Source organism: Tolypothrix sp. PCC 7712 (assembly GCF_025860405.1).
GTDB classification, from domain to species: domain Bacteria; phylum Cyanobacteriota; class Cyanobacteriia; order Cyanobacteriales; family Nostocaceae; genus Aulosira; species Aulosira diplosiphon.
This window is the reverse complement of the sequence record NZ_CP063785.1, coordinates 926,735-949,614: the sequence shown is the minus strand read 5'-3', so window position 1 is coordinate 949,614 and position 22,880 is coordinate 926,735. Positions and strand designations below refer to the sequence as shown.

Below are 22,880 nucleotides of genomic sequence, written 5' to 3'. Positions count from 1 at the left end.
AGGAAAGTTTGATGAAACGCTGGCAACTCGTCCGTAATACAGGCATTCTCTTAATTTTTCTAGTTGTATTGTCGAATATTCCTTATATTCTGCTGATTCAAACCTTTGAGTATGACGATATTCTCCGTCAACCAGTTGACTATGTCTTAACTCAGTTTCACGCAGGCGGAGCCAGGCTGATTCTTACTTGGTTTACCTTTGGATTGGCAGCGCTACTATTTATCCCTGCTAGTATCATGCTACACCTAGCCCTTGCCCGCGAAGATAAAATTTATCTTCCCATAGCAACATTTATGGGTGCTATGTCCGGTATTTTGCAAGCATTGGGGTTGATGCGTTGGGTGTTTGTCGTTCCGGTTTTGGCCAACCTTTATACAAACACTAATGCTAGTACCGCTACAAAAGAAGCGGTAAGTGTGGTTTATCAGGCAGTTCATCAGTATGGCGGTGTCTTAATCGGTGAACATTTAGGACAAACCTTACTGATTGGCTGGACTCTAGGGGTGGGAATCGCAATGCGATCGTCACCACTATTTAAATCTTGGGTAGCCTGGTGGGGTTTGCTCACCACACCGCTGTTGCTGTTGGGGCAAAGTGAACTAATATCAACAGTAATTCCCTCAATACCTGTAATAGAAGCTACTCCTGTTGGATTTATTTTGTGGGAAGTTTGGTTACTAATAATTGGTATTTCACTACTGCGAGTACCTAAAAAACGACTGCTTAATCAAACAGAAAAGATTTAATAGTCGCTGTCAGCCACACATATTCCCTTACATTTGATGCCATTTGTAGCTGTGCGCTGGCAATGAGGACAGAGAATTTTCTCGGTTTCTGGCATGATATTTGTACTGGTGCTCGTTTGTTGCTTGTCTTTGTCAGTTTGGATATTCACAGCGATCGCAGTCATGTAAATTTCTTGTAGTTTATCTTTACATTTTATAAACTACAGCGATTCCCTTCTACAGCTAGCAGCTAGGGGACTTTCAGAATTAAATTATTGAGTTTTGAGGGCAAAGAAGCACATTGCTTGAAGAGACACGATTAATCGCGTCTCTACTCTGCCCCTTGACTTTTGAGAATATTTACGAAAAGAATATGACACGCAGCTTTAGTCCTTATTGAAATGAGGATGGCGCTTGCAGTTTTATAATTGATCAAGAATTGGGATACTCAACTTTTTGTTTGGAGTTTGCTTTTAAGTTATGGATGCAATGGAGTTTTTTGAACTAAGTACTGGTAAATGGCGATCGCAACGGACGACACACCACCTAGCCTTCAAGAGATCTGAGGCTGGAGAATCTGAGATTATTGTTCAAGCCCTTGCTGCCGACGATCCAAAAGTGATCGAGATTTGCCAACTCCATGAGGTTGACCCCAAGTTGGCTATTGGTGGTGCCTTTGTATCTTGGCAGGGTGCAATGGGATGGGATAAAGAAGATGAAAACCATGAAGGTTCTACAGTGTTTTCTCTGATTCCTGATGTTGATAATCCCCGTCAAGGATCGCTGCTGCGAGAACGAGGTTATGCGGAAATTGTCCCAGTTGCAGGACGCTATCACATGGATGATGAAGACGCATTAGTCTTGATCACTGAATATGAAACCATGAGTTCGATTGAGAGATTCTGGTTTGTGAGTCCTAGCCTCCGGATGAGAAGCAGTACAGTCAAAAGATTTGGTGGTTTTAGCACCGCCACATTCTGTACCGAATTCCGGGTTGCAGATGCTTCAGAGGTTCCTTCTAACCAGGATGAAGCTAACCTCTCAAATCAGACTCCCGATCAGATAAACAATGCGGCTGAACCCACAAAACACTTCTCCTTCTTCGGTTGGTAAATTAATCTTCACCACCAGCACAGATCCCTTTACACGAGGGTTAGACTATCTCTATGGAGTGAGAAGTCTAGCCCTTGATGCAGAGATGATAGATGTGGTGTATGATTTAGAAAATCGTAAATCTCTGTGTGTCTGGATCTGCGAACATATTGATGCGGTGAACCAACAACTGGAAGAGTGTCTTCAGGCTTGCCATGATTGTTTTCACCCTTGGGAGCAACCTACGATTCAAATTTTTGCTGCTCCCATTGCTCAATCCTTTGGGATTGATGCTCTGTGCAATCTTCAGACAAATCCTATTACCATCCTGATAGATGTGGGACGAGTTGTGCCGGCAGACTGGCTGCGATTAGTAGTCCATGAATATGCCCATGCTCATGTCGGCTCTCCCGGTCATCACGAACAATTTGCGCGATCGCTCTCTCACCTCTGCCTGGGATTGGGTATTGCGCCGCCTCCTTTACAACCTGGTATGGAATCTTACCTGCGATTTTATCCTGATTGCTGTCCCACTCAGAACCCATTAGCATTTTGGCGAGGAGAATCAGGGACTGCTAACGAAGACTAATATCCCATCACTATTGAATCAGGGGCAGCGAGCAGGGGGAAGAAAAATCTTGCTCAGTCCAGAGATTGGGATAATTTATGGTTTGGATAGAGATAAGCAAAATTACTCATAAAGTGTTACGAATTACTGCTTTCTCTCGCAAATCACAAGGTGAATCTACCAAACAAGATTATTCTGAATTTTGAAATTCCGAATTTGGATAGCAGTCAATTGGCTGCGAATTAGAAGCTGCGGTTATCGAGTGTGACTCAAATCGATCGACCAATGCTGTGCTTTTTCATGTCAGCGAATAGCGTAAAGGTGTTTATCATGTCGATTCCTTTGTTGGAGTACAGTCCTTCATCTCAAAATCAGCGTGTTGTTGGCTTTGAGATCCCTGGTGAAGAAAAACCCAGAATTCACACAACCGACAATCTGCCATCACCTACTGAAATGGATGCTTTGATTTTGGCAGCTTATCGGCAAATTTTTCATGAACAGCAAATGCTGTCTAGTAATCGCCAAATCATTCTAGAATCTCAACTGAGAACAGGAATGATCACAGTTAGGGAATTTATTCGCGGATTGGTTCTATCCGATTCCTTTAGAAGGCTGAATTACGATGTTAACAATAATTACCGCTTTGTAGAAATCTGTGTACAAAGGGTTTTAGGGCGGAGAATTTATAGCGATCGCGAAAAATTTGCTTGGTCAACTGTTATTGCTACTAAAGGTATAGCAGGCTTCATTACAGAGCTGATCAACAGTGAGGAATATCTTGATAACTTTGGTGATCATACAGTTCCTTACCAACTGCGGCGGGTTTTACCCCAGCGTTCTAGAGGCGAGTTACCCTTTGAACGCATGGCACGCTACGGCACTGATTACCGCGATCAACTACCACGCAGAGGTTATATACCCATGAATTTACAAACTTTCCTACGTAGTCGTAACAGAGATTTGGTGTTGTCAATCGTCGGTTCTGGACTGGCTTTAATAGCAACCTTATCTTTGCTCACTTATTTTGGCTTGTTCCCACAGATTGGCCCGTTCTAGTAGTTCAACACACAAATATTGACAGGTATAGATTGGGTAAAGGGAAAAGGGCAATGGGGAAGGGTTTAAAAGCTTTACCCTTTTCCCCGCCTGTCAAAAAAACTTTGGCAGACTACTAGGGATTTATCACTAGCAGAGGGAGCAGAGGTGCAAAAGAGGATTTTTCTTTACCCTTATTCTATGTTCTCTGCACCCTTTGCCTACTGTGTCAATCTTTGCAAAACCTGCTTTAAAGCGATCGCAGTCCAATCTACATCTGCGGCGGTGGTTTCACGTCCCAATGTCAAACGAATTCCGCCCAAAGCTGCTTTTTCTGAATAACCCATTGCCAAAAGTATCGGGCTAGGGCTAAGTTTCCCACTATGACAAGCTGCACCAGCACTAATACCAATTCCGGCTAAATTTAATTGCCTGACTATAGTTTTACCGCTCAGTTTTTCGCCATCGGCGGATTCTAAACAAAAACTTAGATGATGGGGTAAACGATGCTCACTATCGCCTGTGGGAATTAAACCAGGTAGATCGACTAATTGAGCAAATAAGCGATCGCGTAATTGAATTAATCGCGGTGTTTCTTTTGGCATTTCTTGGGCTGCGAGTTCAGCTGCTACACCAAAGCCAGCAATGATCGGTACAGCTTGTGTTCCAGAACGTAGTCCCCTCTCTTGTCCTCCACCACCAAATAAAGGTATTAACTCTACACCCGGACGCACATACAACGCCCCCACACCTTGAGGCCCATATATTTTATGACTAGATAAGCTCAGTAAATCTACAGGCAATGTTTCCACATCAATTGGTAAACGTCCTACAACCTGTACTGCATCCGTGTGAAATAATACCCCATGATTACGGGCAATAGTTCCCAGTTCTGCGATCGCTTGAACTGTACCAACTTCACTTTGTCCATAAATTATCGATACCAAAACAGTATGAGGACGCAATGCGGCTGTTAAATCTTGGGGGTTGACTCTACCTTTAGCATCTACAGGTAAGCGAGTAACTTCCCAACCCCACATTTCCAGCAATCGCGCCGTTTCGGAAATTGCCGAATGTTCCACACTAGAAATAATTATGTGTTGCGGCACAGCATACAATCGAGCCACACCCATAATTGCTAAATTATCCGCCTCAGTGCCACCACAGGTAAAGATAATTGATTCGGGAACAGAGGCGTTAATTAATCCTGCAACCTGGAATCTAGCTTGTTCCAAAATTGTCGCCGCCCGATTTCCCCACTCATGTAAGCTGGAAGGATTCCCCCATTGTTGAGCGAGAACTTTTTGCATAACTGCGATCGCTTCAGGGCGGGTGGGAGTTGTGGCACTGTAATCTAGATATATTTGCATATCAAGGGATTGGGGACTGGGTAATGGGTAATGGGTAATTGGAACAAAGAAGATAGGAGAACAATAATTTATAACTCTTAATTCTTGACCAATAACTAATGACAAAAATGATTCATCTACTTTCCCCAGTTCATAATCATGACTACCTATATTGTCGCTCTAGTTAGTATCCCTGAATTTGCACAACCCCCATTAAGTTTAAAATTCTTTGGGCAATATTTCCTTGATTCCAATTATTTTTTTCTTAACAACGTTGCAACTGTGTTAACAACACCACAATGTCATCAATGGCTGGTCGCAAATTCCTGACTGGTTGTTCGCTTTGATTTACCATAATACTGAAAACTAAAGGTTCATATTTAGCCCCATTGACATATCCCGAGAGCGAAACCGCACCAGTTAATGTACCAGTTTTTGCTTGGACAATTCCTGCCGCAGGAGTATTGCGAAAGCGATTTTTTAAGGTACCACTTTTCCCCGCTACTGGTAATGCGGCACGATAAATAGCTGAGTTTGGTGTTTTGGCTATTAAACGCAAAGTTTGTACTAAAGCTTCAGGCGATATTAAGTTGCGACGTGATAACCCAGAACCATCTACTAAAAAATAAGTGGTGGGGTCAACTCCTAATTGGGTTAAACTCGTTTTAAGAACTTCTAAGCCAATATCAGCAGTAGTTTTATTTTGAACTCTGGGCTGTTTGATAGCTAATGCTCTTAGTAAAGCTTCAGCATAAAGATTATTACTATCTTCCAGAGTTATCTTAATTAACTCAGATAAAGGAGGCGAATCTACCGCCGCAATTTCCTGCTGATTACTACCACTATTTAATACTAATGTTTGTCCTAAAGTAATATTTTGCTTTGCTAATACAGTCCGAAAACTGCGTAAAAAATAATAGTTAGGGTCAACTACAGGTAAGGTTGCTAAATAAGGTTGAGAATCTTGTGATAATTGCCCTTGTATACGTAACACTGTTCCTGTTAAATCGCGGGTAATATTGATATTATTTTCTTGATTTTTGTTGACTGTAGTTGATTGATTAACTATCCGCCACCTTGCCGCTTCATTAGTATCATTCCAGGCAATTTGTAAAGGTTTACCTATGGTTTGTGGAATTAATTTCAAACTAAAAATATTTTCATTCAATATAAAGCTGCCAATAGGCGCACCATAATCTGACTGTACATCTTCCCATTCCCAAGTTGAGTTAACTATATCTCCTTGGATATAACTATCATCGGCAATTAATTGCTTAATTTGAGTAATACCTTTTCTTTGCAATTGCTGGGCTAATGTTTGCAATTGAGTATCGCTTAAGCTGGGATCTCCTCTACCAACAACACGCAAAACTCCATTAGCATTCTGATAAATAGAGGTACGAATTCGGAAATTTGCACCTAATTGCTGCAAAGCTGCGGCGGTTGTTAACAATTTTGTATTAGAAGCAGGAGTAAAATATTTTTGAGCATCCCGGCTGTAAAGTGTTTGCCCAGATGATATTGATTGTACTAATATCCCCCAGCGGACTCGATTAAACGAGGGACGATTGATTATAGCATCTATAGATGTTCCAAACTGGGCGGGACAAATGGCTTTAGTGGTAGATGCTGGTGCTATTGGTGTTGGTGTTTGGGCGGTAGCGGCTTGTTGGCTAATACTAATCTGAGTACCGAGAAGCAGTAACATTAAACCAACAGTAATTTTTTGAGTCATCACATAATACTAAAAACTATTAGATAATAATACAATTCAAAATTCCAAATTAAGAAAATCAAATTTTTCAAATGTTCCTTAGCTAGGATATAGGCCAATACGCTTGGGTTAAGAAAATTAATTGATAACAAAACCAAAAAACTAGTTACTCAACAAAAAAACAGAACAATAATTTTGGAGGGGGTTTAGGGGACGCAACCGTCACCCAATCGGGGGTTTGAGGGAGAATCCCCCAATTGAAAGAGCTTTTTTAATCAGTGACAAATCAATCACTAATAAGCTCAACCCAAGCGTATTAGGATATGGGCATAATTTTCGGGAATTGATATTAACAGTCAACCGTCAACCGTCATCATTTAAATAAAAAGCTCATGATTAGCAATTTAAACGCTATCATGAGCTACACACTTGAGTAATCTGCAATTGAACAAATGAACTAACGGATTAGTTAGGTAAATCCTGAATAATCAAAAAGCCAAAGAATTATTATTCATCGTCATATTCAGTTTCATCATCTTCGCCAAAAATTTCGTCGATAATCTGTTTTGCGCGTTTGTCAGAAATATTTAAGTCTTCTTGCAAGCTAGAAATATAATCTTGCTCAGAATCAGGTACTTCTTCATCAATCCCTACTACCAAAAGCGCAGTAATATAAGCAGCTTCGCAATAATCCTGATCGGGCAAGGAATCAATCGCTTGTGCTAATAAATCCTGTGGTGCTGTTGACTCTAGCAAACTATAAACTTTGTCTGTTAAGTTGCGGTAGTCTTCATCAGAGTAATTTTCAAATTGGGAAATTCCACTTAGCATTTCACTCAAAGCATACTCTTCTTCTATAGTTATTCCCTCACCATCTGACGCTGCGGACAAAAGTCCAATGACTGCGATCGCAACTTCTGGTTCTAAAACTACTGAACTACTAGTACGACGGTTGCTCAATTTGGGTTTAATCATAATTAACCTTTCAAAATTCCCTGATTGCTGGGCAGTTTATCTTTATATTGCTGATGGCGCATATTGGGAAAGAATTTTGTATTTCATACCAGAAATGCTACACACAGCTGCTTGAAAGCTATGGTTCCCACGAAAATTGCAAAAATAACAAATTTAGTAATTTGTTTAAAAATTTTTTCCCAAAAAAAAGCAGAGGATAAAATCCTCTGCTTTTCAGACGCTTTCCGCGCCTCTAATTTAGAAAGCTTCTTACTAAATTACTGAACAATAAGTGAGACTCCCCACTCATAACTCAGCACTCAGCACTCACAACTCAGCACTATATTTACAGTTTCGTCCCGCACTCAGAACAGAAGTTGTGTGTGGGCAGGTTTTTAGAGCCACAGTTGCTACAGTAAACGGGTTCTGTAGATGTTTTTGGTGATTGCTTGGGTAAGCCAATCATTTGGGCGTTATTTTTACCTGGGGCTACCATTGGATAGCAGTTTTCATCTCTGGTAACGCGTACATCTACAACTACAGGGCCATCATACGCCAGCATTTCGGCGATCGCATCTTGGAGTTCTTCCCGTTTGCGAATTACCATGCCTTTAATACCATAGGCTTTGGCTAAATACTCAACATCTGGCATCCCTACTTCCATGTTAGAGCAGGAGTAACGCTCACCGTAAAAGGCTTGCTGCCATTGGCGTACCATTCCCTGCCAACCATTGTTGAGAATTATAGTCTTGATATTTAGACCATATTGTGCAAGCGTACCCAATTCTTGCAAACACATTTGGAAACTCGCATCACCACTGATACAGATAACTTCTTCATCAGGGAATGCAGCTTTTGCTCCCATTGCTGCAGGTACACCAAAGCCCATTGTTCCCAACCCAGCGCTAGAAATCCAGCGACGGGGGCCATTTTTGAGGAATTGTGCTGCCCACATTTGATGTTGACCAACATCTGTGGTGTAGAAAGCATCGGGTGCTTGGCGACCGACTTCCACAATTACCTCTTGGGGAGAGATACTATCGGGATGTTGGGGTACAACGAGGGGATAATCTTCCCGCCAACGGTTAACCAGGTTTAACCATTCTTGGTTTTGGTTGGGTGTACCTTTTGTACCTGTGTGTTTGCAGCGACGCAGCAAGTCACTTAAGACATTTCGCACATCACCAACAATGGGTACATCTGGAACGCGGTTTTTCCCAACTTCGGCGGGGTCGATATCGATGTGAATGACTTTCGCTTTGGAAGCAAATTCATCCAACTTCCCAGTTACCCGGTCATCAAATCTCGCACCCACGCAAATTAACAAATCGCAATCAGTCACAGCAAAGTTAGCGTAAGCTGTGCCATGCATTCCCAACATACCCAAAGCTAGGGGATGATGTTCGTCAAAAATCCCGATTCCCATCAAAGTGGTGGTCACAGGGATATTGAATAACTCAGCTAGTTCCTTAACTTCTTCATGCGCTCCAGCTGCGATCGCACCACCACCGACATACAATAGCGGTCGGCGGCTTTCACTAATTAACTGAATTGCCGCATTGATTTGACGGGGATTGCCTTTAACAGTGGGACGATAGCCGCGTAATTTTACAGAACCTGGTTCTACTGGTACATAGTCAAATTCTTCTAAGGCTACATCTTTAGGAACATCAATTAATACTGGCCCTGGCCTGCCGGTGCTAGCAATATGGAATGCTTCTGCTACAATGCGCGCCATATCTCTAGGGTCACGCACTACATAAGAGTGTTTGACAATTGGTAAGGTAATACCGTAAATATCTGTTTCTTGAAATGCATCTGTACCAATTGAGGCCCGTGGTACTTGTCCAGTCACCACAATCATGGGAATTGAGTCCATGTAGGCGGTAGCGATACCTGTTACCAAGTTAGTCGCCCCTGGGCCAGAAGTACCAAAACACACTCCTACCTTACCTGTAGCACGGGCATAGCCATCAGCCGCATGGGAAGCACCTTGTTCGTGGCGTACAAGGATATGCTTAATGCCACTTGTTGCTTCCACCTTGTAAAGGTCATCGTAAATTGGCAAAATTGCGCCACCGGGATAACCAAAAATATACTCAACACCGTGACGCTGGAGGCTGTCCAAGAGGGCGAACCCGCCGGAGGCCCGTTGCGGTGTTACCACAGTCTTGATGGTTTTAGGCTGGGTGTGATTCTCGGTTTGGGGGGGACTGATTCGGGAAGGCGATCGCACTGTCAAACCTCTGAGAATAGCTAAGTTAATGCTTGGATTCTGTAATTAAGATTTCATTTTAATAGAAAAGTTTAATAAAATCCTTATATTCATATCTAATTTTCCCATCAGCTTAGGCCATAGGAAGATAATTTGTCTGGAATTGTTGACAAAAGGGATTGGGTATTAGGGATTGGTGACTAGGGACTGGCTAATTAGAAATAAGAAATAGTAAATAACGATTTTTAACACTAACTAATAGTATTTTCCTAAAATTAACTATCTTAAAAATATTGCTAAATAAAAATACTCAATTCTAGTCCCCAGTTCCCCAGACATCAATCCCCAGGAGTTCTGTAATTTTGAATTTTGAATTTTGCGGAAAGTTGCGTGCGGGGGTTCCCCCCGTTGAGCAAACTTTACAAGACGAATTTTGAATTGATTTGTCCCCAATCCCAACTAAATCACATCTTGCAATACTCGCCGAGTATTTTTCCAAGCCCAAACACCTACAGCCGCTACTATCACGCTCATGGCTACTAAGACAACGCGCAAACCAAGCATATCAGTTAACGGCCCGGTAATTGCTAGTGGTAAAGAAAGGGCAATATTCACCGCATGATTTTGGAAACCGAATACTTTACCATGCATCGTGGGTGGCGCTTGTTGTTGGATTAAAGTTTGCATCGGTACGCCTATTAAGGAAGCACCTACACCCAATAAGGCACAAAGTATCAATGCTAATAAAAGATTGTGGGTAAAAGTAAACACGCCTAAAACTAGCGCCATCAGTAAAAAGCCGATTAAGGGTAAGGGCTTGCCGTGTAATTTTACACCCCAGTGTCCCAAAATTCCTGCACCCAAAACCATCCCCACCCCGGCTGCGGCTAAGAAAAAGCCAAACTGCTTTTCTTTTAAGCCAAAGTCGGCTGCTAATCTAATTGTCAACACTGTTAAAGCTGCAAACACGCAATATAAGGTGACAAGTTGCAGCATGGCATTTAACACCAGGCGGTTTTTCTTCAAATAACGCAAACTCTCTGTAAACTCTGACCACAGATGAGGTGCAGCCTGATGCTCATGATTTGGCTTATGTTCTTTAAAATTAATCGGCTGCATAATTGCACCCGACAACAGATAAAGCCCACTCACTATTAATTCTTGACCGTATTCCTCTCCCAGAATATCTTTCGCCCAGCTTAACATTGGCTCACCAATAGCAAAGCCAACGATTAAGGCTCCCATCATTGTGCTGCTAAACAGGGCATTAGCTGCCATTAGATTCTCCCGTCGCACTAACAGGGGAATAGCAGCTTGTTCCGCCGGGGCAAAAAACTGCGTCACTGTTGATATTGCAAAAGTTAGTATCAAAAGTATCAAAAACTCTCGTGGTAAAAACGGAATCAGCAACGTTAAGAACCCACGTACCACATCCGAGCCAACCATAATTAACTTTTTAGGAAAGCGGTCAACAAAAATGCCACCCGCAGAACCAAACAAAATGGCTGGTACTGTAAAGGAGACCATCAATGTTGAGTACATTGAGTTTTCTGCCAATCCTGGTGGCGGTGGGTAGTTTTCCAGCAAGGCAATCATCAAAACGAAGAATACCTTATCTGCCAACTGGGAAACCAGTTGCCCAATCCACAGGAGCATAAAACTACGGTTTTTCAGCAGTGCGCCAAACCCGTTATTAACAGCAGCAGGTTCCGTTGGAAACATTTGATACTACGTAATGGGGACTAGGGTAGATGGGAGTAGGGGAGTGGGAGCGAAGAGAGATGAGGGAGATAAGGGAGATGGAGGAGATGAGGGAGTTAGGGACTTTCAAGTAGATAAATATCCCACCACAAGGGGAAGTTGGGGGAGAAAAACACTTTCATGCTTGGCGCTAAAACTTATTTTGCTTCCTTATCCTCCTCATCCCCTCATCTTCCTCATCTTCCTTATTTTTATCGCTCCTTTGGAAAATTTTCCCTATTTCTCACTCCCCTTTGCCCAGTTTATTTTCCGGACTATTTTTCTTCATAGCGCTGTAATAGCAGATGCACAAAATCAGAGGCACTTAAGCGATCGCTATTTTGGTACAATCCTAGGGACTGGTCGGTTAACACCCCTTGTATAGTTTGGGGCGATCGCCAAAGGGATAAATGGTCTACAGCTGGTTCTGCATAGAAGTTATTGTGCCCACTACCCAATAAAGACGAACTCCAATGGGTGAAATAATCATGGCTCATTCTGTGAATGGGAAAATCACCCCATAGTGGCACGCCCCATCCATCTACAGCAATAAAAGCTGTGACTGTACCCCCTAAAAGTTGCCACAACCGCGCTGCGATAATTGCTCCAACTACACCAGCGCTAAAGCTAATGAAGAACACGGGCGATTGTAACCTATCCTTTAAGCAATTGTGTAAAAATTGTAAAATTTTCAATGGCGATACGGTCAGTACACCCTGTTCAGGAAAAATCAGAATATTGTGAGCTGGATTTTGAGCAGGTGTGCGATCGCCCCTTGAGAGAAGCGCTACGCGATCGCTATTGAAATTGAAGCACCCTGAGATAAAACTTTCTGTCAATTCTGGCTCATGAATTCCAGGGCAAATAATAATATCCATTTATCTTGAGTCTCTGGTTCAGAGCTAGGGTTTAGCAATGCTGAATCCCTATTGGTTATAAATACAACATTAATATTGTAAGCAATTGGCTGAGAATTTCACCTCGGAAAGAATTGTTGAATTTCTTGAGTTTTGTTGACTGTTGACTGTTGACTGTTGACTGCTGACTGTTGACTGTTGACTGTTGACTGTTGACTGTTGACTGTTGACTGTTGACTGTTGACTGTTGACTGTTGACTGTTGACTGTTGACTGTTGACTGTTGACTGTTGACTGTTGACAGCCAACACAAAAATGTGCTGATTACGTAAATCCTGATTGATTTAAGTAAATTTTCTTGTCTAGATCCTAACGGTAGAGGTATAAGCAGCGTTGCTCCGTTATGATATTCGTAACTATCCTATCCCCCCGGATGGGATTTTATTTTACTCAGTCGGGAAATAATCAATTATTTCTTTGATACTTCTCTACATTCTGGTTATATTGAGGAACTCACTGTGGTAGCCACGCCGGAAAAAGTACAACATACCCACGAGCAATCATCACGTCAAGATAGAGTCGCCGTATTGCTCATGGGCTACGGCGAAGTCGAAAGCTACGAAGATTTCGCTAACTATAACGAACAGGCTTTAAATTTACTGACAGCAAAATTTGCACCAGTCCCTACTTGGATTTACCCACCCCTAGCAAAGCTTTTGGCGTTATTTGACCGTCATGAGTGGGGACATACGCATCACGATTTTATCTCCCCACATAATGCTATTTTTGAACAGCAACGGGCTGGAATTGAGAAGCGGTTACAAGAAAAGTGGGGTGAAGGCGTTCAAGTTTTCAAAGCTTTTAACTTCTGCGCGCCTTTTTTACCTAAACAAGTTTTAGCAGAGATTAAAAACCAAGGCTTCGACAAAATTCTGATTTATCCCCTACTAGTGGTTGATTCTATCTTTACTAGTGGGATTGCGATCGAACAGGTAAATAACGCTTTAGCTGAGATGGCTGAAGGTGAAGAACATTGGGTAAAAGGACTGCGTTACATTCCTTCTTTCTACAATGAGCCAGCTTATATTGATTTGATGGCGCATTTGGTAGAAGAAAAAATTAATGCTGATTTAGCAGCAACCTACCTCCCTTCTCAAATTGGGATTGTGCTGATGAATCACGGCTGTCCCCACAAAGCGAAAGGCTTTACCTCTGGGATTGTCGAAAGTCAAGCACTATATGACTTAGTACGGGACAAGCTGATTAATAAGTATCCTTTAATTTCTGTTGGTTGGTTAAACCACGACACACCGCTAATTGAATGGACACTACCCAATGCCGAGCAAGCAGCTAGTAACTTGATTCAATTGGGTGCCAAAGTCGTAATATTTATGCCAATTGGTTTTGCGACAGAAAACCACGAAACTTTATTGGATGTCCATCACATTATCCATGCTTTAGAGAAAAAGCATCATGGTGTGGATTATGTGCAAATGGCTTGTGTTAATGATCATCCAGAGTTTTTGGCGATGGCTGCACAATGGGCTGAGGATCACATTAGTGCATTAAGATCAGAGGAAGCTGTAACTGTTAATCCTCACTTAGATGGACATCATCACCATCACCATCATCATTAATTAGCAGAGAAGGTTTTTAAAGGCAGATAGAAGAACGCAGAGTACTGGTAATACTAATGGGTTAAGCGTTTTGAACCCAAAATTGGTTTTGGGGAAAAGGTGAAAGGTTAAGGGTTAAAGGTTTTTCCCTTTTCCATTCCCCTTTTTCCCCTTAACCGACAAGTATTGAGAGTACAGTTGATTTGCGTTCTTCTTTTTTATGTCTAGAAGCTTCTCCACAAGAATTTAGGTTAAATCGCCAAACTGTTCTCGATAACGAGAAAGCAGCGCTTCAAGTTCTGCAGCGCGTTGGCGTTCTTGTTCTGCTTGTGCTTCTGCTTCTATACGTTTATTAGTCTCTTGTTTCAGTGCGGCAATTAATTCATCATTTACCAACAATTTTTCACCATTATCTAGGCGATAAAAGCCAATCAGTTTTCCTTCTACGGCTAGACGTAGTTGTAATGCTTGGCTGCAACTATCGGTAATTGGCTCATAAATATCTCCTCTTAAGCGATAACCTTGCAGCTGTTGTGTAATCCATTCGCCTTTGGGATCAAATAACCAATATTCTTCTACTTCTAAGCCTTCATAAAGATTTTTCTTAGTGGTTTTGTCTTCTTCTTGAGTTCCTTTAGAGGTAAATTCAAAAATTACCTTTGGTACCTGTTTTTCTTCCCAAATTTTGTAGTTATCTCGTCCCCCAGGTTCAACGTCATAAATAACCATGACATCAGGTGCAACTCTTAATTTAGGGAAACCTTGGGCATAATACAAGAATTGATTAGCTAAAACTGTGGCGTGACGACCTTGAAGATATTGTCTGATGACTTCTAGCGTAGTTAAAATTGCATATAAATGGTCATAAGTTTCTGCCACAGGTTCTCCATCGCTGCTGGGATAAGTGATTCCTGATGTAGAGATAATGGTGGTCATATAGCCACTTTGAAGACTTTATTTATCTATTTTAGTAGGACTTACGCAAAAGTCACGGAATTACGTCATTACGAGCGTAGCGACGTAATCGCCTGATATCCTGGGATTGCTTCCCTACACTTCGTTCCGGTCGCAATGACAAATTTTGCTTGCGTAAATCCTATTTAGTTAAAATTGCATCTTTGTGTCTGTGTGGATTAAAATCTGGTTTCATACTCAACCACAGCACGACCTTCATCACCTAAATTAGTAGAAGCGCGCACGCGCAGTTCATCATTGAGGCGATAAATTACGTTGTAACGGAAGGGTTCATTGCTAGCAAAAACTCGCGATAAGGAAACAGAAAAATCTTTCGATACATCAAATACACCTTCGGCAGCTAAACCCAATACCGAAACATTGGTATTAGTATTAGTTACCAAGGTAGGAAATAGTCTTAATTCACTTAAGCCGATAGTTTGACCAATTTGGCTAAGAGTACCTTGCAAATTAGAGAAAACTGCTGAACCAGCTATATTAATTAATCCTAAGGTTGCATCGCCTTGCTGTAAATTGTTGAGAATTGAACCTCCCAGTAAAGCCACGATTTCAGATCGACTACGGCGAGGTTCGCTAGTTAGTACTAAATTATCAGATAATTCGCTGGCTGGGCCTTTGGCGATCGCACTAATGCGAACTGTGTTTAATGTACCAAAGTTGATGGCAGAAATATCTTGAATTTCGCTAGATATGGGTGAGGTTCGCCCTAAACTGCGAGTTGCTTCTGGGACAATGGCGAGTAAGCGCACATCTAATGTGGGATCGAAACCACGACTGGGGGTAAATAGTGCTGTTTGTTCGTAACCACGCTCTAAGGTAAATTGGGTAGTAAATAAATTTATCTGTCCTCCCCGTAGACGAACTTCTCCTTGGGGACGAGGTTTAGCTAGGGTTCCGTTGAGAGTGATATCACCCTCCGCCACAAAGCTAAATAACGGTTGACGGGTGACGCGGACATCATCGGCTAAAACTAGCTGTAGGTTGGCAAATTCTATCGGTATTCTGGCTGTATTTGTGGTTGTCGGTGTTGTGGGGGTATTATTCGCCGTGGTTGTTTCCGGTGTTGTGACTGTAAATTCTTGAGAACTGTCTGACTGGGAAGTTGTATTATTGCTGACAGCTGCGGCGTTTCCTAATAATACTTCACCATCATTGAGTTGAATTCTACCGCCGAGTTGGGGAGCAAATGCTGTGCCGGTAATTACTGCATTACCGTTGACTGCGCCTTGATATAAGTCTTGAAAATTCAACTGCAAGTTTTGCAATGAAACCGTCAGAGGATTGCTAGCGGCTTGCTGTTGGGCGTTTTGACTGGCGAAAATGGGGAGAATACCTGCGGCTGTTAATTGTCCGCGACTGAATTGTGCTTGTAGATTATCGACAATTAAGCGATCGCCTGCAAACTGTGCTGTACCTGTAACATTTGTTAATGGTTCGCTCAGGCTTTGCACGTTAATGGTGGCATTATTAATGGTGGCAATGCCGGTGGTTTCTGGTCTATCTAATGTTCCTTGAACTTGGACGTTGACTTGTCCTTGACCATCTACCCATTTGACTTGGTTATTCACCAGATTTAATAATGCCAAGCCTTCATTTTGCACGTTAGCTTGAATGCTAATACTAGGAGATGGCTCGACGGATGTAAAAGGTAATTTGGCAGGAATACTACCATTAATTTGAATTGGTTGTGTGCTAGTAACTAAAATATTGCTGCCAAAATTTAATCTCGCATCGTTATAGTTAAAGCTAACTTGGGCAGACTGTAGAGATTGATTGTTTAAGCTACCATTTACTAAAGCTAATTCCCCTACAGCTTGGGGATTATTTAAACTTCCTGATAATGTGGCATTGGCATTAATATTACCCTCCACATCTACAGGTAATTGGGGGAATAAAGGTTTAATATCTGCTAATGCTAAATTTTGGACTTGTGCTTGTCCAGATAATGCTTGCTGGCTTAATTGTCCGGTAAAAGCGAGGATGGAATTATTGAAATTAACTTGCAGAGGTTGTAGGGTTAAATTGCCATTTTCAAAATTGCCGCTAGCGATAACTTGATTAATATTATATTTGCCCCATACCCAATTATTACCTGTAAAATTAAAGCCAATATTTAAGCCGGAGCGTAAAGAACCTGTTACGCCGATATTACCGCTAATTAATCCTTGTAATTCTTCTAAAGAAGGTACGCGTTCGGTTCGTTGTTCTTGGGTTCTTGCTTGAGTGACTTGGCTTTGAATTTTGGAGAGATAATCTATTTGCGCTAATAAATTGGTGTTGGGTAAACTCACAGGCTCAGTTTGTAATGCTTCCGCACCAGCAAGGTTTGGAGGCTGCAAACCAGTCTGTAAATCTTGATAATTGTAGATATTCAGTGTTGAGAGTAAATTTTCAATTCTGGTTTGGTCAAAGCTAACTGTAAATTGTAAGGGGTTATTGAGTGAAGTTGGTAAAATCCCACTAAGCAAATAGCGATTTTGTCCTTGAATTAGCTCGCCATTAGTTAAAGCAAAATTGCCATTACCATAACTAATATTGCCGCGAAATTCATCTGCTTGAATTCTGCCAATTCGCGGTTGAGCTACGGCGACATTACCGACTAAACTATAATCTGTTAAATTAACTGTTAAATTTCCTGATAATTGTCCGTTGATACTGCCTAAATTGGCATTAGCCGGAAGAAAGCCCTTCGCTAAAGATATAGGAAAATCTTGGACATTAACTGCTAAATTATCTCCCACAGTGTTGCCAGTGGCAACAGTACCGTCGCGCCTAATATTAAATGCCGTAGGGCGATTATTTGCACCTAAAGAAAAGGCAATTTGGTCTTGTCTACCAGTAACTTGAAATTGGGTTCCCTGTCCCGCTTGATAACTGACGTTTCCAGTTAAGACAGGGTCAAATGCTAAACCATTAATGGCAAAATTTTCTAAGCGAACATTGCCGTTAGCAATTGGATTAGTAGGCGTACCAGCAATTTGTCCGTTAAAATCTACTCTCCCCGCCAAAGCAATGTTACCCGGAAGCTGAATTGGCAGACTTTGCAGGTTGTAATTATCTGCCTGGACATTAAGATTTAAGCCAGTAATTTGAGGAGTGGGTTGCAATGCCACAGCAATATCACCAGATGCTCGTAAACCGGGTGCAGTGGCTTGGGCAATTTGCAAACGTTGCCCATTCCATTGAAATTGGGCAGTTAACGGTTGTGTGAGTGCCGCTAAACCTTGGGAAAATCTCACATTACCTGCTGCTACAATATTTTGCGGTTGGAAAGAAGCCGTGGTTCCCGCTACTTGCACATCACCATTTAACCGCCCGCGCAAATTTTGTGATAAATTATTTAATTGAATTTGGGAAATAGTGGCTATAGCTTGCCAGTTGCCATTACTCAAATTGATATTTCTGACATTAACGCTTCCCCTAGCTAAACTCAATCGCGCCTGTCCAGCAGCTTGAATATTAGCTAAAGCAAAAGAATTCGTATTACCAGAAACTTGTATATTACTATTAGCAATTTGTCCTTGAACATTTGGGGCAAATTGATTGATTTGAATCCCCGAAGCATTGGCTACAGCTTGCCACAGACCATTATTTAGGCGGATATTATTAAGGTTAACTCTCCCGCCAGCGACATTTAAGTTCGCCTGTCCAGAAGCTTGAATATTTGCTAACTGAAAAGACTTGGTGGTTCCCGATAAATTAAATTTCCCGTTTAAATTACCTTGAAACTGCTTTGGTAAAGTTGCATTCGCATTATCTGGGTTGCTAGTAGCTTGAGCTAAACTTTGCAGAGGAACTTGATTTGCATCCACAAAAGCTTGCCAGCGATCGCCTACAAGTTGTCCTCGCGCTGCAACTGTCCCCCCCGCTACCTGAAAAACTGTATTCTGGAACTGAATCAGTCCCTTATTGATTGCTAATTCAACTTTCCCCGGATAAGTAGCCATTGGTGCTTGGACTTGCACCAGGGTTTGTAAATTCGCCAGAGTTCCTGAAACTTTGGTATTGGCGGAGATTGTACCAATGCGAATATTGGCAGTACTAGCATTATAAGTTTGAGCTAATGCATCTCCTGGTAACCTTTCTGCCTGTAAATTGATCGCAACTTCACCCTGCTTACCTAATCCAACTCGACCGCTACCTGTAATTTCTCCCCCTACCGTTGGGGTAGCTTGAATCTGAGAAATCACAATTTCCTGCGGTGTTCCGCGAAATTGGGTGCTAATTTTCTCAAAATTCACACGGTCAATCACCGCAGGTTTAATTGTACTCACTGCACCTGTAACTACAGGCTTGGGAATTGCACCTTGTAATTTAAAATTTGCTGTAAAGTCAGCAGCCGTGGTGATGGGAAGTTTAATATTAAAAGTTTGTAAGAGATTTTGCGCGCTAACAGCTTGGATATTCGCGGTGACATTATAACCAGTTTGCGTATCGACCGAGCCATTAATTTGCGCCGGGATATTACCCAAGCTGGTAGATATATTTTCCAGCGCCACCTGCGTACCCTGGAATTGTAATTTCCCGTTGATGTTAGTTAATTTATTGGGAAAATTATTAACTTGTGCCGTAACTTGATTAACGTTAACTATGCCAAAAACCGTTGTTTTCGGCTGCTTAGGTTGAAATTTAACTGTTAAATTACCATCCACAGTCCCCGATGGTAAAGTCACAGGTGACTGGACTAATTGCGTCAGTGTCGCTGCTGCCAAATTGCTAGTATTGATTTGCAGCGTCGTTTCCGTAGTTTTGGTTAGAGTGTCTCCCGAAATTTGCAAACTACCACCATTCACAGGTTGAGTAGTAGCATCAAAATTAATCCGTTGATTTTGCTCTAATAACCGCGCCACCCCATTCAGTTGATTAAACCCAACATTCACCCTTGGTTTATTGGCTGGGGTATAGGGAGACAAGACCAAACCGCCATTTTGCAAGCGAAGTGTCTCTAATTCAGTGGTAATAAAACCCTTCTTTTCCTGCGTAGCGGTATTAATTTTCGTAGAAACCCAACGCCCTTGCTGATCCTGTTCAATATAAACAGCAGGCTGAATTAAAGTCACATTGAGCTTTAAAGTCCGGTTAAAAACTAATAGCCAAGGGTCAAAACCCACATCTACCGCTTGTGCTACCAGTCTATCGGGATCTGTCGTAGTTGCAGGAATTGTTGTGTTACCAAAACGCAGGCTATTCGGTGAAAAGCTTTGAACCGCACCTAAATTTACAGGTCTTCCCAGCAATTCTAAAAGATTGCTTTCAATTAATGGTACTAATTTTTGATGAATAAAGTTATTAGCCCACCAAATACCCCCAATAATCCCTACGAGTAAAACTACTCCCAAAGCTATGCTGCTACGACTTAGTAACAGCAACCACAAACGCCGATTAGAATTAGGAGAGCGTGTCATCTCTCATCCTCTGAGCCTTTGTAGGTCTGGTAAATAAATCAACCATCCTACGGTTTTTTCAGTATTAGCTACTTGGCATTGCTGAGTAAGCAGATGAATTTTGTTTCCCGCCAAGGCGCAAATAATTGACCTTTAGCTTGAGTAAATCATCTCAATTCCTACTCAAATTTAGAAATGCCGTTACTTTTAAGTATTTTCCCACGTCGTGAACACAGGTGATTATCGAAACACAATAGACTTCTTGTAGAAGTCGGGGAAAGGTTAAGGGGGAAGGGGGAAAGGGAAAAGGGGAAAGAAAAACCTTTAACCCTTAACCTTTAACCTTTTCCCCAAAGCCAATTTTGCGTTCAAAACCCTTAACCGAGTAGTCTTACAACATATTAAGCTGTGTGTACTTAGGTAGAAAGAGCTATAAATTACTGCTTTAATTAGACTGCCTTAAAATATGGATGCGAAAATCATCTCTGCGATAGATTGTAATGGTAGCAGAGGAGGGATTTTGCATTTTATCCTTAGCTGTTAGTTGGACGCGGTGATTATTTAAAGTAGTATTTTTATTTACTTGTATAGTATGATTTATCACTATATATCTACTGTTTGTACCAATTCAAAAAAGAATCCGACAGATTGTAGGGGTATGGCACGCCGTGCCCTCTAGAATATATTGATGTGTTGCAAACATTATTTGATTTGGTATTACTGATTAAAGAAGCCAGAAGAATTGGGGGATTCTCCCCCAAACCCCCGATTGGGTGAAGTTTGTGGGGAAGGTTTCCTTCCACAAAACTTCGGACGGTTGCGTCCCCCAAACCCCCTCCAAAATGATTGATCTGTTTTTTGTTGAGTAATACCAATTTGAAAAAAGAATGCGACAGATTGTAGGGGTATGGCATGGCGCATACGTGTCAACTTAAGCTAAAAGCTATGTACGGCGCGTGTTCTACAAATACCTCGTGCCCTCATCCCCTAACCCCTTCTCCCCCGGGAGAAGGGGAACTAAATCTCTTGCTCCCCTCTCCTGGTGGGCTACGGTGTACACAGAAGTCTTGAAATTCCACCTGAAGCTTGGTTTTGCCCTTTAACTCTGGGCTGTTGGAACGCTCCCGAAGCCTGTCATTGCGTTCGCGTAGCGTCTCGTAGAGAGGAGGAACGACGAAGCAATCGCAAAAACTACGGGATTATGCGATTACTTCGCTCCGCTATCGCTGCGCTCGTAATGACAATTTAAGGGGTCTATAACGCCTGAAACCCTTACAGCTACCACTTGTGTGTACACCGTAGCCTGGTGGGAGAGGGGCTGGGGGTGAGGGCGAAACCTTGCAACAAAGCGGGTTTCACGTTAAGTTGACTCCACTGGGCACGGCGTGCCATCTAGAATATTATTTGATTTGGTATAATTTAGCGCCTAACGCACCATCTATGCGGCGGTGCGTTACGGCTAAATTTTATTGTCTCTAAGTTCCACATCCTTTAATAGCCGCAGGACACCCTACTTCATAAATAAGTTACGCTTTCTCTGTAGCAACTTCCGCTTTCCCTGTAGAAGTTTCAGCTTTAACGTTTCGGTATTACGCGCAAGTTGTAGAAGCTTCAGCTTTAACATTTCGGTATTACGCGCAAGTTGTAGAAGCTTCAGCTTTAACGTTTCCGTGTTACGCGCAAGTTGTAGAAGCTTCAGCTTTAACGTTTCGGTATTACGCGCAAGTTGTAGAAGCTTCCGCTTTAACATTTCGGTATTACGCGCAAGTTGTAGAAGCTTCAGCTTTAACGTTTCGGTGTTACGCGCAAGTTGTAGAAGCTTCCGCTTTAACATGAGGATAAACAGATTTTTACTCTGAAATTTACCAACAAATTTAAATAGTAGAAATTACCTGATTTGAGACTTTTGTCATGAGGAATTCAGATAAATTACTGATATTTAGAATTTTTGACAAAAAATCAACAATTTCACGTAGGACAAATTTTTAAATAATTGTCCACTATAGATTTATGAAAAATTTTGTAATAGGGTGCCAACTATGGTGAGAAGAAAACGTACTTCACGTATTCTTAGCAACGCTGAACAACGTTTAGCTAGTATTGAATCTATTAATTCCAGCTTAGATGTAGGAGAAGGATTAACAGTCCAAGGTTATACTGAAAAAATCCAAAACCTGCGCGAATCTTTAAAAGTGTATAATCGAACTCTCTCTACTATCGATAACTTATTAACCCAAATTGTAGAGAATGAAAAAGATTTAGCCGATTATTCTGAGAACATTTTGCGTGGTATTGCCTATAAATTTGGCAGCAATAGCCATGAATATCAGATGGCTGGGGGTACGAGGAAAGGCGATCGCAAACGTGTTGTGCGTCAAAATGTAGCTGTGCCTACTGCGTAATTCGTAATTACGCAAGCCGCCAGACAAATTCGTGAACAAGCCATAAATGGTTAGGGGTACAAAATTCTTGTACCCTTACGCATAATTTATGTGTTAGCAAGGATTGGCAATGATTAATTATATAAAAATTTATGTTCTAGAGAGCGATTATTGTTTATTTTGTCATTAGTCATTTGTTCTTTGTCATTTGTCATTTCGTAGTGGCGTGGCAAGGCTAAAATAGTGCAATAATTTTTCTTGTGGGGTGGACATCTT

Annotated in this window: 16 protein-coding genes; 6 read left to right on the top strand and 10 right to left on the bottom strand. The window is 41.7% G+C overall.

Going from position 1 to position 22,880, the window contains the following annotated elements:
* Window positions 1-11 precede the first annotated feature (11 nt).
* A complete protein-coding gene (locus HGR01_RS03685) occupies window positions 12-746 on the top strand; it encodes a DUF4386 domain-containing protein (RefSeq protein ID WP_045872080.1) in 735 nt (244 codons plus the stop codon).
* On the opposite strand, the gene HGR01_RS03680 is transcribed toward HGR01_RS03685, so the two are convergent.
* Window positions 743-910, bottom strand: coding sequence for a hypothetical protein (locus HGR01_RS03680; RefSeq protein ID WP_168161005.1), 168 nt, complete (start codon window positions 908-910; stop codon window positions 743-745). The two genes, HGR01_RS03685 and HGR01_RS03680, sit on opposite strands and share 4 nt — an antisense overlap.
* A 295-nt stretch (window positions 911-1,205) precedes the next feature.
* On the opposite strand from HGR01_RS03680, the gene HGR01_RS03675 reads away from it, so the two are divergent.
* The 3 genes from HGR01_RS03675 to HGR01_RS03665 all read left to right on the top strand — a co-directional run bounded on the left by HGR01_RS03675 (window position 1,206) and on the right by HGR01_RS03665 (window position 3,441).
* On the top strand, window positions 1,206-1,838 hold the full coding sequence (locus HGR01_RS03675) for a phycobiliprotein lyase (protein ID WP_045872079.1): 633 nt from the start codon (window positions 1,206-1,208) through the stop codon (window positions 1,836-1,838).
* Entirely contained in the window at window positions 1,795-2,406 is a 612-nt protein-coding gene (locus HGR01_RS03670) for a hypothetical protein (RefSeq protein WP_045872078.1), read from the top strand. Before HGR01_RS03675 ends, HGR01_RS03670 begins: the two co-directional genes overlap by 44 nt.
* Before the next feature lie 309 nt (window positions 2,407-2,715).
* Window positions 2,716-3,441, top strand: a complete 726-nt coding sequence (locus tag HGR01_RS03665) for a phycobilisome rod-core linker polypeptide (protein ID WP_045872077.1) — start codon at window positions 2,716-2,718, stop codon at window positions 3,439-3,441.
* Window positions 3,442-3,641: 200 nt separating this feature from the next.
* Here HGR01_RS03665 and HGR01_RS03660 read toward each other — a convergent pair whose 3' ends face one another.
* From HGR01_RS03660 to HGR01_RS03630, 7 genes are all read right to left on the bottom strand, one after another.
* Window positions 3,642-4,790 carry a cysteine desulfurase family protein gene (locus tag HGR01_RS03660; RefSeq protein WP_045872076.1) on the bottom strand — a complete coding sequence of 383 codons (1,149 nt, stop codon included), beginning with the start codon at window positions 4,788-4,790 and terminating at the stop codon, window positions 3,642-3,644.
* A gap of 244 nt (window positions 4,791-5,034) precedes the next feature.
* Complete coding sequence (gene dacB, locus HGR01_RS03655; protein WP_045872075.1) at window positions 5,035-6,504, bottom strand: D-alanyl-D-alanine carboxypeptidase/D-alanyl-D-alanine-endopeptidase; 1,470 nt, start codon at window positions 6,502-6,504, stop codon at window positions 5,035-5,037.
* A 486-nt stretch (window positions 6,505-6,990) separates the two neighbouring features.
* Window positions 6,991-7,458: a tellurite resistance TerB family protein gene (locus tag HGR01_RS03650; protein ID WP_045872074.1), complete on the bottom strand. Its 468-nt coding sequence runs from the start codon at window positions 7,456-7,458 to the stop codon at window positions 6,991-6,993.
* A 325-nt stretch (window positions 7,459-7,783) separates the two neighbouring features.
* A complete protein-coding gene (ilvB, locus tag HGR01_RS03645; RefSeq protein WP_045872073.1) occupies window positions 7,784-9,679 on the bottom strand; it encodes a biosynthetic-type acetolactate synthase large subunit in 1,896 nt (631 codons plus the stop codon).
* A gap of 432 nt (window positions 9,680-10,111) precedes the next feature.
* The gene (locus HGR01_RS03640; protein ID WP_045872071.1) at window positions 10,112-11,374 is read right to left on the bottom strand and encodes an MFS transporter; all 1,263 of its coding nucleotides are present in this window, start codon (window positions 11,372-11,374) and stop codon (window positions 10,112-10,114) included.
* 293 nt (window positions 11,375-11,667) lie between these two features.
* Window positions 11,668-12,270, bottom strand: a complete 603-nt coding sequence (locus HGR01_RS03635; RefSeq protein ID WP_045872070.1) for a hypothetical protein — start codon at window positions 12,268-12,270, stop codon at window positions 11,668-11,670.
* A gap of 55 nt (window positions 12,271-12,325) precedes the next feature.
* On the bottom strand, window positions 12,326-12,559 hold the full coding sequence (locus HGR01_RS03630; protein ID WP_045872069.1) for a hypothetical protein: 234 nt from the start codon (window positions 12,557-12,559) through the stop codon (window positions 12,326-12,328).
* A 207-nt stretch (window positions 12,560-12,766) separates the two neighbouring features.
* On the opposite strand from HGR01_RS03630, the gene HGR01_RS03625 reads away from it, so the two are divergent.
* Window positions 12,767-13,885 (top strand): ferrochelatase, encoded by a 1,119-nt coding sequence (locus HGR01_RS03625; protein ID WP_045872068.1) that lies wholly within the window; start codon window positions 12,767-12,769, stop codon window positions 13,883-13,885.
* 225 nt (window positions 13,886-14,110) lie between these two features.
* Here the strand turns inward: HGR01_RS03625 and HGR01_RS03620 are convergent, their stop codons facing one another.
* Together HGR01_RS03620 and HGR01_RS03615 are read right to left on the bottom strand one after the other, a co-directional pair.
* Window positions 14,111-14,800, bottom strand: coding sequence for a Uma2 family endonuclease (locus HGR01_RS03620; protein WP_045872067.1), 690 nt, complete (start codon window positions 14,798-14,800; stop codon window positions 14,111-14,113).
* A 197-nt stretch (window positions 14,801-14,997) separates the two neighbouring features.
* On the bottom strand, window positions 14,998-20,244 hold the full coding sequence (locus HGR01_RS03615) for a translocation/assembly module TamB domain-containing protein (protein ID WP_045872066.1): 5,247 nt from the start codon (window positions 20,242-20,244) through the stop codon (window positions 14,998-15,000).
* Between the two features lie 2,018 nt (window positions 20,245-22,262).
* On the opposite strand from HGR01_RS03615, the gene HGR01_RS03610 reads away from it, so the two are divergent.
* Window positions 22,263-22,625 carry a hypothetical protein gene (locus HGR01_RS03610; RefSeq protein WP_045872063.1) on the top strand — a complete coding sequence of 121 codons (363 nt, stop codon included), beginning with the start codon at window positions 22,263-22,265 and terminating at the stop codon, window positions 22,623-22,625.
* Window positions 22,626-22,880 lie beyond the last annotated feature (255 nt).